Raw genomic sequence first — 12764 nt, 5'->3', positions numbered from 1 at the left:
CTTCGATCGAACTCGAGACGATTTGCCGGACGTGCGTAGCGTTGAACGGCTTCGGCGTAGCCAGGCCTGGCGCTATCTCGCTCGCTCCGAAGGCGCGATCTTTTCGAGAGCGATACCGGCGAGGCGACTTCGTCCCCTTCCTCAACTGGCGTGCTCGCTTGAGCGCCTTCGAAAATTTCGACTCGCCAGTCAGTTCGCAAAGCACTGCGCGCAACTCAGTCCGCCTGCGGCCCGCTGTCTGCGTCAGGGCTCGCCCACCCCTCGCTAGCCCTTCAAATTCTTTCAACGCCTTCAGTAGCGCTGACATGTCGATCGAGCTCTCGGACATCTGACACCTCCACCGCGTACATCGCGGGATCGCCCGCGCCGTTACCGCCAGGACCTACTGGCGGCGCAGCGGGCAGAGGACGCACGTGTCCGTTGCGATGCCCGATCGTTGGGATGCACGACGGCACGATCAGTGATCACGTGGGGTCCTTGGCGAAGGATTGCCCTTGGTCGACCGTGATCTCCAACCCGCGGGTCGGTCATACCCCGCCCCGGGCGGTGGCGTCGGTGTGCGACTACATCTCTAGTCGTTGCTGCAGGCAAGAATCTGCGCGGGTCCTCAGTGACCTGGGTCCTGCGGATCGACGGTGAAGTGGCGCTCATCGTCGAACGTCACCCGCAAGCCGGTTCGCCGACCGTTGACCGTCGCCTCGCAGTCCACGATGACGCCCTTGGCTGGCTTGAAGTCCTCGCAGGTCACGTCCGTGGCCGTCACGCCTCGCTGCGATTGAAGCGCCCGCGTCACATCGGCAGCCAGGCTGTCACCATCTTTGCCGCAACCCACAAGGAGGGGTGCGCTGATGGCGATGGCGAGCGTCGAGACGATCTTCGCGGCCGTGACTCGCGGTCGCCGCCTGATGTTCTGGGACATGGTTGAACTTCCCCCGTGGTCCTGAACCCTGCGCCGTTCGGCGCGGGTAACACGGTGACTATCGGCCAGCGAACACGGAGTGTTATAGCACCTCGGGGTGCGCGTTCGGTCGTGGCTGTGTGGGCCACTAGGTGGCACGCCGCAGCGTGTAGCGCTCGACCCACTCGGTCGTGCGGTCGCGGGCTCCGGTGCCGACCCAGCCGGTGAGGTTTCCGATGACGGTACGCGCGCCCATGCGGAACGTCTCGCGGGTGGTGAAATGCTCGGCGAACGGGTGGGTGGTCATCCGGTACTCCTCGCAGGCGCGGATGATGTGCAGTTCCGCTGGCTGCACCTTGTCGTGCCGCGCCTCGACCACCTGGACGACACGCGCGCCGTACCGCAGCCAACCTGGCAGACGGTCCATCCCGGCAAGGGTGCGTCCGATCTTGAGGAATCGGACGCCTCGCGCGTGGAACTGCACGAGGTAGAGCAGGTCGCAGGCGGCGAGGTCGATCGCGGTTGTCGGTCGCCATGGCTCGCCGCCGCAATGGATGCAGTACGGCGGCGCAACCTCGCCGGTCTTGTTATCGGTCTTCAAGCGCTGCCAGCGCGGCACAATCTGCCCACAGACCAGGTGACGTAGCCAGTGCACGGTGTTATGCGGCGACCTGCCCCCGGTGTTCAGCAGGTGGTGGTGGCTTCGGGCCACGAACTCGAAACCGGCAGCCAGTTCCCTCGCCCGGTACCGGTCTTCGTCAACCTGCGCCCACTTGTAGAGCTTGACATGATCGCAGGGCAGCCGCTGGCCGCGATGCACGGCGACCCGAATCCCACACGTCGAGCAGGTCAGGATGTCGACCGGGAAGCCTGGCACCTGTCGGGCGCGCATGCCACGCGTGCACTCCCGGCAGTACGACGCGCGGTGCGACAGCTGCGAGCAACCATCCACGGGTGCAACGGGTCGCCCGCATCCGGGGCACACGGTGTTACTGCTCATCACCGGCAAACAATAGCCAAACATCCGGAGCTCGCTGCCCAACGGCGACGCATAGACGAAGGATGCAGCAACACTGGCTGTGAATTTCGTCCAACGTGCGGGATTTTCAGCCGTGACTACTACCGACCCGAGTGTGCTGTTCTCGACTGCAGCTCAGGCCACGGCGGCGCAGGTGGCGATCGTTGGCGGCTTCTTGGTGAGCCGGCTGTCGCGCTGTCGTCGGAGCGAGGTTCGCTGGAGCAGAGAGTGAAGGAACTTGGCGTCTCGCTCGACCTCGCCGAGCGGAGGTGGCGCGAAGCGTACTCAGAGCGCTTCGCCGTGAGAATGGATTAGTTCATAGACAGTCACTTCGAGAACTTCATCAAGGCACGTGGTGCCGTGGACATCGACCCTGCCTTCAAGACTTCCTGCCAGTCGGGTCGTCGGCGGACGAAATGCGCCCAGTTGCCGAAGAGTTAGCGGAGCGGATCAGGTCCGCCTTTGAGCGGACTGCGGCGGCCTTTCATGGAGCCGAGCTTCCCAGCGGACGCATCGATCATCTGCGCGGGCACACCCCGGACATAGAAGAGGAAGACGTCACGATCTACCAGAGGGTTGGCAAGATCCTGCGCGAGCGTCGGAAGCTTTGTCCGTTCGGCATCAGCCCCATTGCGCTCAGACCGTGGTGGTTTGGGACGATCACGCCACAGATCGCTGTTCAGCGGCAGGATGCGCGGATCAAGGGCGAACTGCGGCTTCGGGCTGATGTCGATGCACTCATGCATGAACGCGACTTCGTGCAAACCGAGATACGCCGATTTGGAAGTCCCGAAGGTGTCGGTGTGGGCGTTCTCGTCCTCATGATCTTCTCCGTCGTCGGGATCCTCTTCCCAATGGTGATGATGAGCCTGCGCCCTGTGCCAGATGGTCCGTTCGTACGTGGGGCGGCGATCGCAGCCTTCGCGGCTGGGCTGCTGTTGCTTCTTTTGTACATCTGGTGGCTGGTCGGCAAGCTCCGGCCGCCGAAACAAGAGTGTCCAGCAGCGCCGAGCCCACCGCAGAGGTCCGAAGTCGTAAGAATAGGCAGAGGGCTCGACGCCGTGGCCGCCGTACTATGGGGTGAGGTCGAGCTTGCGGGTCGCCTTGTTCGGCGTCGGCACCGCGCGCGACCGCTCGGCCGTTACGTCGCGCGAGAGGTCACCGCGACGGGCGGTGCCGGCCACGCGGGCGCGGCATCACTGCAGCCCAAGACCGAGAGAGGCACGGCCTTCAAGGCCTGCGCGAACCTGGAAGCCGACCCGGTCGGTCAGGCATCAGGCCTCGTCGAAGAAGTCCTCATCCGTCTCCACCACCCGGAACACCTGCCGCTCCTGAACGCCTACGCCGTGCGTGACCAGCAACTCCCCCAGGCGCACGCCGTCGATCATCACCACCCGCGGCGTGATCGACCTTGCGAAGTCCACCGCATCCGCGCTGAATCGGCTCGTTGTGATGAACACGCCCCCGGCGGCGCCCACGTGGTGCAGCGCCCCCACGAAGCCTTGGATGGCTGGTCGCCCGACGGCGTTTTCGTCGGCGTACCGCTTGGCCTGGATGTAGATCCGACCGATTCCTAGCTGGTCCTGGTTGATCACACCATCGAACCCACCATCACCCGGCCCACCCATGTGGACCGCCGCCTCGTCGCTGCTGCCGTAGCCCATCGCCACCAGCAGCCGAAGGATCGCCTTCTCCAAGAACTCCGGCGCCATCATCTGCAGCCGCTGCACCAGCTCAGAAGCAACCTCGGTGTGGAGAGCCACAGGTACCTGCCGTCGACGTCGCGGACCCGGCCGATCCACTCCCCGTTCTCACGCACCCAGGCGTCCAGTACGCCGGCCGCGGAGTCGGCGGCCCTGCGTCCCTCGTCCACCATCCAGGCGGCCCGGTACCGCAACTCCTCGGCCGCCTCGGCGGCGCCCAGCAGGATCAACGTGCTGCTGCCGCGCGGTCCATCGACGCGGCCCCAGACGATCCAGTCCTCGCAGCTGCTTGCGCATCGCCGCGCGCTGTCGGTGGGCCGAGACGTTCGCGAACTACGGCTCACCGCGGCCGCGGTGGACGCCGCCACACGCCGAGTGAGGTGTGGCGTGGCTCGGGTTCTGCCTGGATGGGGGTGATGCGTGACCTCGCTGTCAGGACATTCCAGTGTGGGCGCTATGTCGGACCTGCGTGCGATACTTCCCCGGAAAGATCGGAGAAACGATGGACAGCAAGAAGACTGGTACCGCGGCTGGCGCGGCGATCGGTGTTGCAGCAGGCCTTGTCGTTGGCGGCCCGGCGGGAGCAGCCGCCGGGGCAGCGGCTGGTGCGGCTGCCGGGCGAGCGCTTGGCGACCATCTCGGCAAGACCAAGCCCGCCGAGGACAACCAGGATGACGACTGACGGGAGCGACGAGGAAGTCTTCCTCGTTCCCATCGGCGACGACGCCGTTCTAACCATACCGGTCGCTGCGCAGGAGAACTCCTCGGCGGAGATCGATGTCTCGACGCTGATCGAGGCCGTCGGCCCGCTGATTGGTGCTGTTCTCAAGCATGGAGGTAGAAGTGGTGCGCGTCTGTACGAGCTCAGTCCCGACTCGCAGCGCCAGCTGCGTGGTGCACATCGTGACGAAATAGGGAGCTACTTCCGGGGCGTACTGCGCGACGCAGATGGCCGCATTGCGCACCAGATCCAGTTACGCGAGGTGCACGCCGCTCCAGCGCCAGCAGGCTTCGATGCACTTGCCGCCGCCCAGATGGCTGCCATTCAGGCACAGCTGTCCCGCATCGAAGACACGCTGGGCGACATCGCGGCGTCGGTCACCGATGTCGTCGGCTTCTTGGAGCTCCAGCAGCGTTCACGGGTGGAAACCGCGCTCCAGATCCTTCGAGAGCTTCACGATCGGGCGCGGCAGACCGGTGCGATCACGCAGACTGACTGGGACCGCCTAACAGGTGTGGAGTTCGAACTAGAGAGCCAACTCAAGGCTGTGACCAACGAACTCGCGAGGTTGCTCGGCGGGCGGAGGTTCGGCAAGAGCCCGAAGAGTGACGCCGATCAGATGAAGGCGATCAAGCCGGAACGCGTACATGATCTCGTGCGGGCGCACCGGATGCTTGTCGGTGGCCTCCGAGGATGGAATGAACTCCTGCTGCTGCGGAAGTACGGGGCTGGAGAACTGTCCGAGGCCGAAGTAGCCGCCGCGAAGGACCGGCTGGCCAAGCTGGAGGGACAGCATCAGGAACTCCTAGAACAGCTCAAGGCAGTCGCCGAGGCCTCGAAGATGACGAACAGTCGCGGGTGGCTTGATCGACTGCGGACCGACGGCCTGGTCATCGGAGGGAACAACGACCAACGACATATGAGGACGGTCAAGTCAGGGCGGGCAAAGCTCACTGAAGTCGCGGAGGTGGCGAAGGCAACTCTGCCACCCGCCGTGGAACGCAGGCTGCTGACAGCGCCATCTGAGTCCGCGGACGGAGCGTCGACGTTCTAGTACGGCAGCCGGACTTCGCGATGGTCATGACTGGCGGCGCTTCGTCGAGAAGCGGAGAACAGAGGAACTCGAAGACCTCATTGCATCGGAAGGTCTCAAGCCCGACGAGACCCGCGCCTTCGTCGCCAGCGCCTTCCGCGACGTCGCCATCCCGACGGACCGGCACTGCTTTCACCAAGATCCTGCCACCCGTCTCGCGATTCGCGGCCGACAACCACGCCCTCAAGAAGCGAGCCGTGCTCGACAAGCTCGCGGCCTTCTTCGACCGGTTCTTCGGGCTGATGTGACGCGGACATCCATGAACACGGTACTAATTTCAGCGAGGAGGCCTGACTGTGAGCGATGAGGCCCGATATGGCCGTGGCGATTTAACCCCGCACACGGCGAGGCAGCATGACCTTGAGCGATACAAATTGAGGTTCGGCGACGCGACCAATCACGGAACGGAACTCCTCGCATACCTCGCCCGCTCAGGCTGCGGAGTCTGGCGATGTGAGCAGGATCAAGCGGACCGGCGTCGCTGGTGGCTCAACGTCACCCTTCCTGCGAATGTGGCGGAGATGTTTGATGCCCACTTGGAGATCCAGCTGGTCTACGCCGAGTACACGCAGGTCGAGCCCCGTCTGCTGGAACTGGTCCAGGGGCGAATGGCGAAGAACGCACGTATCGATCACGCGTTGTTCATCATCGCAAGTCTCGACCAAGACGTGGAGCGCCTTCTCCGTCGTCGCCGGGGGTCGTTCGCAGCCATCGACCTTCACCTGGGCGACCTCGGCAGCGACGCGCCCGATGTTCGGCACCGTATGTCGGAGGTGCTCACCGCGGTGGATCACTACGACATGACTACCCCGGTTCACGATCCCAGTGGCTTTTTCGGGCGTGCTCAGGAGTTCCAGGAGATCATCTCCGCGCTCGAGCGCGGACAGTCGGTTGGGGTATTCGGCTTGCGAAAGACGGGCAAGACCTCGCTGCTGAACTACGTCGCCGGTCGCAGGCGCGACGCCGATCGGCCAGTGGTGTGGGTTGATATCAGCGGGCTGTCCGATGCCGACGACTTCCGTGTCCGGCTTCTCGAGAAGACTTGGAAACGAGTAGCGACCCTCACCGCAGAGCGAGAAGAACTCCCACGGCTCCGGACATTGAATCGCAACGGCGAACTGAAGGTTTCCCCACAACTGATGCGGCTGCACTGGCTCCGAGACCTTGAAACGCTATCGCAGCACCTAGGTCAAAGACTTGAAGTCTTCATCGATGAGGTCGACCAGCTGCATCCAGACCGGTCGCACTTGGGCCCGATCGCAAACGAACTACTCATCGCTGTTACGCAACTGCGCGGCATGATCCAGAGCGCTGAGGTGGACTCGGGCATGGTGCTGGTGTGCGCCGGTGTCGATCCGGCGTTGTTCGAGCGGCCGCTCTTGAGTTCTGGAGCCGACAATCTGCTGTACAAGCTCGTCCGTCTAATGTTCCTCGCGCCACTTACCCGCGACGAGATGGCCGAGATGGTGCGGGATCTGGGGCGGCGCATGGGAATACGAGTGCGCGAGCACGAGGTGATCGACTTCCTGTTCAAGGAGTACGGCGGCCATGCCCTTCTCACGAGGAAAGCCTGCTCGTTGGCATCCAAGGAGCGATCCCGAGATGAGATCCCATGGCACATGTCTCTCGTCGCCGTCCAGTCGGCCGCAGCTCAAGATGGCGATGGCTCGCCGTTCCGGCAAGCTGCCGAGATTCTGATGTCCTTCGGACAGTGGTTCCCTGACGAGGCAGCCCTTTTGCGGGAACTGTGGTCTGGCGACTCTGAGGAGCGTGAGCTAGCCCAGCTCGTGTACGAAGAGGATCCTCGCCGCGTGGCGCACGCCGGACCGTATGGCCTCGTGATCGACGAAACCACGACGCCACGGATCCGTGCGATCGAAAGAGCCGTGCGTGGCATCGACAAGTAACTGGCTGCCCAGTGAACAGCATTGGCTCGACCGCGTCGCCGAGAGACTTCTGAGTGGCGACATCGTTCTTGCCCGCGCATTGCCCCGATGGGGTCTTTCAACGGCATGTGCGTCGATAGCCGGCGCGCTTGGCGATAGCGCTGTTCTCGTGGCAAGTCGGTCTTTCACCGAGTTGTCTCAGAAGGCAGCGCGCGTGATGCTCGATGGTGACGTGGCAGCAGCTGTGGCAGAAGAGGGATTCGCGCAGCTGGTCTTCGATGACTACGGTCACGCGATCCGGCGGTCGCAAGGCGGGGCTCTCCACTCCATGCTCTACCGACTGCTTGTAGACAGCCAGGACGCTCGTGACATCGGAGCTCTCTTGATCGCTCGATCTGGCGACATGCTGGACCTGAACTTCGCAGGAAGCCCACTCCTTAGCCGTGCGGAAATGGTGAGTCTGCCTTCTCTGTCTGAGGAAGACGCGCTTGCAGTAGGTGTCCCGTTCGGCGACCTCCGTCGTCAAGCCGGGGACTCGACCTGGCTGGCGCGGCGCTTCCTAGCACGCTCGGCGCACGAGGCCCGTCTTAGCGTCGTCGAACACCTCAACAACGATCGCCGGCGGATTGCCGCCGCGCTTCCAGCGGGGGCCGTTGAAGTTTTGGTCGGCGCACGTGCCTACAGGGAGGCGGATCCAGTGAGCCAGGAAGCCCTCCGTTGTCTGGGATCGCAGAACGGCGACACCGAATTCGAACTCGCCGCCCTTGTTGCCGAGTCCCGCCTCTTGGAAGAGATCCGCCTGAGCAGCCCTGGGTGGCCTGCATCTCGCGGGGAGTCGGTTCGTAGATTCGCGAGTCTTCTAGCAGGGGCAGACGACGCGATCTGGGTGGACCGCTACGCGTTCAGCAGGCCTACAATCACAAGGCGATTCCTGGATGAGTTGCGAAAGTTCACGACTGCTCGCCTACGGATCCTTGTCAGTAGGGATCACGACCACCCGACCCTGGCGGCTGAGATCGCCGCCGATCTTGATGGTGTCACGGCGGTCGAAGTCCGGTTCATGGCTCGCTTCGATCGGCATCATTTGCATGACCGGCATCTCGTGCTTCCGGTCACGAAGTCAGGTTTCATCATGCCGACGGCAGGGGTGATCCTCGGGGAGGACGACCCTGGCTCGGCCGTGTCTGTTGCCCTACCGGCGCTCCCCATCGACTATGCCGCGTGCTGGCAGCGCGGAGCGAGAGTCTTCCCGGTGTGACGATGGCCGCGCCGCTCTGAGATTCGCTGCCGAGGTCGTGGCGACGCCAGCCAGCGATCCGCACGCAGCCGGATCAGGCGGCCGTCGACAGGCCCTGCCGGCCGGCGTCCACAGCGGCGCCGGGTCGAGCTAGCGCTTTCTGAGGAGGGTACGGCTCAAACTCGCCGTGGTCCGCCAGGGTGTAGACGACGCCCCGGGGCTGCCGGACGATGATCTCGTGGCACTTCCCAAGACCTTCTGCGGTCAGGCCGTGGTCGGCAGTGCCGGTCCCTTCCTCGTGACCGTCGCGCCCGACAGTCCGCAGACGCGTGCTGGCGCCGAGGCGATCCTAGCCTGCGCTGCACAAGACCTCGCCACGCTCGAGGACTGGTTCAGTTACCGATGGAGCGACCAGCCGTACGGGCCCTGGGTCTCGGTCGGCGACGACGCCTCGCCGCACGCCGCCAGCGACTGGTTCTACGGGAACCAGTCGCCGCGCATCACGCTGTGGGGGGCCACCCTCGCCAACTCCGGCGGCAGCGCGACGATCCGCGACGAGCTCGCCCGGGCGATGTTCGTCTTCGAGCTGGCGGAGCTGTTCATGCACGCCGCGCCTACCAACTGGAGCCCGCACAACAGCGCCGGCGAGGCCCTGTCGCGGGTGGCCGGGGCGGAGCTGCACCCGACCGGCTACTACCGCCCCGCGGGCTCGCCGAACAACGGCCCGTACTCGACCGAGTGGTTACAGCTGCCCTGGCGCCGCCGCGCCGCCCAGCCCGACGGTATCGACGAGGACCGCTACGACTTCGTGACGCTGTCCCTCGGCACCGACAAAGACGTCCGCTCGTTCGGTTGCGGCATCCTCTTCCTCTACTACCTGCACGACCAGCTGCGGTACTCCTGGAAGCAGATCGCCAGCTCGAACGGCGACCACCTAGCCCAGACCTTCGCCGAGCTCACCGGGCGACCGCAGCAAAGCGCGTTCCCCGAGTTCGCCGACATCCTCGACGCGCACCTGCCGCCCGGCACCACCCTCGTACCACCGCGCGAGAGCGTCTTTCCGCTACGGACGCACCCGACGGTGCTGCTCTACGAGACCTACGGCACCTCCCACTCGGCCCCTCGCAACGACGGGCTGCACATGGCGAGCCTCAAGCCAGGCCCGGACTGCCCCAACGCGTCGTACGAATACCATGTGCTCAACGTGACGACGCGGGTCAGCATCACGGCACGGGCCCCGGGCTCGTTCGCGCCGACCTTCCTGTGGTTCGTCGGCGGTACCCGGGTCACCCGCGGGCCTGCCCAGCAGGTGACCGTGCGGGTGCGGGTCGTCGACACCCGGCCGGGCACGGGCGAACCAGCGCAGGACGACGTACCGCTGCAGCTCTGGTGCACCGTGACGGACTCCGCGACGACGAGCCAGCTGGACATCGTGAACCTCGACTTCCCCGGCAACACCGAGGGCTTCGAGGTGAAAACGGTGCTGTCAGAGGCTGGCATGAGCGTCATCCCGGGCCTGGTCAACACCACCACGACGGTCGCGCCGCGCACCCGTAGCTACGCGATGAGCCAGCAGTGGTACCGGGACGTCGAGCGCTGCAACGCGGACGCCCTCTGGCAGGTGGGGGTGTACCGGAACGCGCTACTGGCCAAGGTGTTCGACCTCAAGAACTGGCCCGACCCCCCGTCTCCCGAGGTGCTCGCCGACCTCGTCGCGGCGGCCGCCCGCTACGGCGACGCCGCGCAGGAGCTGACCCGGACGACGTCGGGCGTCGCAGACACCCTCGAGAAGCTCGTGCCAGCCCTGGCCGCCGGGCTCACCGCTACCGACGCCGCCGAGGAGGTCAGAGTCGACGGCCACGTGTTCCGCACATTGCCGGCGCAGGCGGCGGCACCGACCGACGCCAGCGACGCCAGCGGGTGACTTTTAAGGGGTCGACGACTTGTTGTATCAGATGCATCAATGTTGCTTCCAGGGTCGCTCCCCAGGTCATGGCCCGATGTGAAGCTACAGGAGTGGCTCAGCAGAGCCACTTGACCAGCGCAAAGAGTCGTCCCGTCATCAGGCGGAGTGTTGAATCGGATGCAATTCCTCCCATTTATGCTCCGGGACCTTGGCCCCCTCGCACTTCCCGCAGCGCCACTCGGCCACGACACCAGCATGTGCCCAGACGATCGGCGTTGCCCACGACAACTGCACGACCGCATGGTGGGTGACATGGACGTCACCGCGGCCGCGCTGCAGCTCTACGGGTTGCCACCCGAAGAGTTCATTGCTGCCCGCAACCAGTACGTCCAGCAGGCCAAGGACGCCGGCGACACCCGAGCCAGTGCTGCGCTGAAAGCGCTGCGCAAGCCCACGCTCGCCGCCTGGCTCGCCAACACTCTCGTCCGGGCCGACCCCGGCGGCGTCGACGAGCTCACCGAGCTCGGCGAGCAGCTGCGCGACGCGCACCGCGCAGGCGACGGCCGCCGCCTGCGCGAGCTCACGCTTACCCGGCACGGACTCGTCCGGCGACTCGTCCTCGCCGCCCGGGCACAGGCCCGCGCCCAAGGCCACACCGTCAGTACGACGACCGAACAGCGGCTCACCGAGACCCTCGACGCCGTGGTCATCGACCTCGGCGCCGCGCAGCTGCTCCGCACCGGCCAGCTCACCAGCGCCCTACGTCACGTCGGTTTCGGCGTCGTCGATGAGACCGGCGAGCCCGCCGAGCTCGCCCCTGTCAAACCCCGCGTCGTACGCAGCGCTCCCCCGGCACCCGCGACCAAACCCACCCGCAAAACCGCCCGGCGCCGCGCGCCGGCAGCACCGTCAGCTGTCGATGGTGCCGCGGCCGGTCAGCGGAACCGCACGACCGAGCTCCGGGGCCGCGCCCAGCATGCCGAACGCGAGTACGCCGACGCCGAGACCGAACGCGCCCAGGCGCAGGCCGATCTCGACGCGCACGAACACCACCTCGCCGACCTCGAGACCACGATCGAGCAACTCATCGAACAGCTCGACCAGGCCCGGCAGCAGCTGCGCGCCGCCCACCGCCGTACCCGCGCTCTCCAAGTCGAACTGAACCGCACGACCCGCAACGCGACCGCCGCCCAGCAGCGCCGCGACGCCAGCCAGCACCGGCTCGCCGACCTCGACCAGTGATTCCGCCGGCATCGGCCGGCAGCCCGGGGACCGGGTCCCGCAGATTGCATCTACTTGCAGTGCGGCCCGGAATGAGCCGGTGCCTCGCCCCGAAGGTTCCATGCGAGGCTGGGCAAATGGTGGCGGAGCAACAAAAGCACGACGGCGACGACCTGCCGATCGACCCGCTGCTCGGGCAACCACGCATGGTCGACGACCCACGCATCACGGTCGCCCAGGCCGCCGCCGTGCTGAACAAGACCCCTACTCAGGTCCGCCGGTACATCACCATGGGCCGGCTCCCCCGGCACGGCCCACCGAACAACTTCCGGCCGGTCCTGCTGTCCGACGTCGAGGCACTGCGCGACAAGGGCGAGCCCATCTCGCTGAAGGTCGCCGCCCGCAAGCTCGGGCGGTCGATCGCCGCGACGCTGGAGCTCGTCGCCGACGGCGAACTACCGCTCGTACCCGGCACCAAAACGATGGTCTACCCGGCCGACATCGCCGCGATCCGCAAGACGCTCACGCCACGCCGGATCCGGCAGCCCCAAGGCCCAGACGGCTATATCGACACCAAGCACGCCGCCGAACGTCTCGGGCTCACCGGCCCCTACGTGACCCAGTTGGCCGCCGAGGAAAAGATCAAGGCCGTCTTCCAGGACGGCCAATGGTGGTACGACCCCGGCCACATCGAGATGGTGCGGCGCGCCCGCCGGGCACGCCGTGAACGAGCGATCCCCCGCCGGCCCGGCCGGCGGCACCCGACGATCTACACCACCGACATAAACCCCGCCTCTGAAGGCCGCAGCTGCGCCAACACCTACAACCGCCCCGACTGAGTGGCACCCAGGCCATCTCCATCGCCACCGGCGGATCTACCCGCCGGACATGATCCGGCGACCGCGGCCCGTACACGTCGTGAGAGAGGCGACAGTGCTGATGGACGAACGCATACTGATGGTCTGTGACCGGCGAGAGGAGGTGCGGAAGTAGGACGGCCTGCTGACACCCTGGCTGACGCCAGACGTATCGGATGACAATGAGGCTTGTACGGGAGGATGGCGGCCCATGGAGCGGGTTC

12 protein-coding genes are annotated in these 12764 nt (G+C 65.7%); 7 read left to right on the top strand and 5 right to left on the bottom strand.

Annotated features, from left to right (window positions below):
• Positions 1–607 precede the first annotated feature (607 nt).
• The 5 genes from ACQPYH_RS06420 to ACQPYH_RS06400 all read right to left on the bottom strand — a co-directional run bounded on the left by ACQPYH_RS06420 (position 608) and on the right by ACQPYH_RS06400 (position 3987).
• Positions 608–919, bottom strand: a complete 312-nt coding sequence (locus tag ACQPYH_RS06420) for a DUF4333 domain-containing protein (RefSeq protein ID WP_432887984.1) — start codon at positions 917–919, stop codon at positions 608–610.
• A 127-nt stretch (positions 920–1046) separates the two neighbouring features.
• Positions 1047–1790 (bottom strand): hypothetical protein, encoded by a 744-nt coding sequence (locus tag ACQPYH_RS06415; RefSeq protein WP_432887981.1) that lies wholly within the window; start codon positions 1788–1790, stop codon positions 1047–1049.
• Positions 1791–2353: 563 nt separating this feature from the next.
• Complete coding sequence (locus ACQPYH_RS06410; RefSeq protein ID WP_432887979.1) at positions 2354–2908, bottom strand: hypothetical protein; 555 nt, start codon at positions 2906–2908, stop codon at positions 2354–2356.
• A 282-nt stretch (positions 2909–3190) separates the two neighbouring features.
• Complete coding sequence (locus tag ACQPYH_RS06405) at positions 3191–3646, bottom strand: restriction endonuclease (protein ID WP_432887976.1); 456 nt, start codon at positions 3644–3646, stop codon at positions 3191–3193.
• Complete coding sequence (locus tag ACQPYH_RS06400; protein ID WP_432887973.1) at positions 3628–3987, bottom strand: hypothetical protein; 360 nt, start codon at positions 3985–3987, stop codon at positions 3628–3630. Before ACQPYH_RS06400 ends, ACQPYH_RS06405 begins: the two co-directional genes overlap by 19 nt.
• 134 nt (positions 3988–4121) lie before the next feature.
• Between ACQPYH_RS06400 and ACQPYH_RS06395 the strand changes: the two genes are divergently transcribed.
• The 7 genes from ACQPYH_RS06395 (at position 4122) to ACQPYH_RS06365 (ending at position 12522) form a co-directional block, all read left to right on the top strand.
• Positions 4122–4301, top strand: coding sequence for a glycine zipper domain-containing protein (locus ACQPYH_RS06395; protein WP_432887970.1), 180 nt, complete (start codon positions 4122–4124; stop codon positions 4299–4301).
• Positions 4291–5394: a hypothetical protein gene (locus ACQPYH_RS06390; RefSeq protein ID WP_432887968.1), complete on the top strand. Its 1104-nt coding sequence runs from the start codon at positions 4291–4293 to the stop codon at positions 5392–5394. The genes ACQPYH_RS06395 and ACQPYH_RS06390 overlap by 11 nt, the downstream gene beginning before the upstream one ends.
• 335 nt (positions 5395–5729) lie before the next feature.
• Positions 5730–7340: a hypothetical protein gene (locus ACQPYH_RS06385; RefSeq protein ID WP_432887965.1), complete on the top strand. Its 1611-nt coding sequence runs from the start codon at positions 5730–5732 to the stop codon at positions 7338–7340.
• Positions 7341–7533: 193 nt separating this feature from the next.
• Positions 7534–8577: a hypothetical protein gene (locus tag ACQPYH_RS06380; protein WP_432887962.1), complete on the top strand. Its 1044-nt coding sequence runs from the start codon at positions 7534–7536 to the stop codon at positions 8575–8577.
• Positions 8578–8794: 217 nt separating this feature from the next.
• Positions 8795–10480: a hypothetical protein gene (locus ACQPYH_RS06375; RefSeq protein WP_432887959.1), complete on the top strand. Its 1686-nt coding sequence runs from the start codon at positions 8795–8797 to the stop codon at positions 10478–10480.
• Between the two features lie 294 nt (positions 10481–10774).
• Positions 10775–11704: a hypothetical protein gene (locus tag ACQPYH_RS06370; protein WP_432887956.1), complete on the top strand. Its 930-nt coding sequence runs from the start codon at positions 10775–10777 to the stop codon at positions 11702–11704.
• A gap of 116 nt (positions 11705–11820) precedes the next feature.
• Positions 11821–12522 carry a helix-turn-helix domain-containing protein gene (locus ACQPYH_RS06365; RefSeq protein ID WP_432887953.1) on the top strand — a complete coding sequence of 234 codons (702 nt, stop codon included), beginning with the start codon at positions 11821–11823 and terminating at the stop codon, positions 12520–12522.
• Positions 12523–12764 lie beyond the last annotated feature (242 nt).

Origin of the sequence: Kribbella sp. CA-245084 (genome assembly GCF_050942355.1) — a bacterium.
Lineage (GTDB): Bacteria > Actinomycetota > Actinomycetes > Propionibacteriales > Kribbellaceae > Kribbella.
This window is presented reverse-complemented; position numbering and strand designations above follow the sequence as displayed.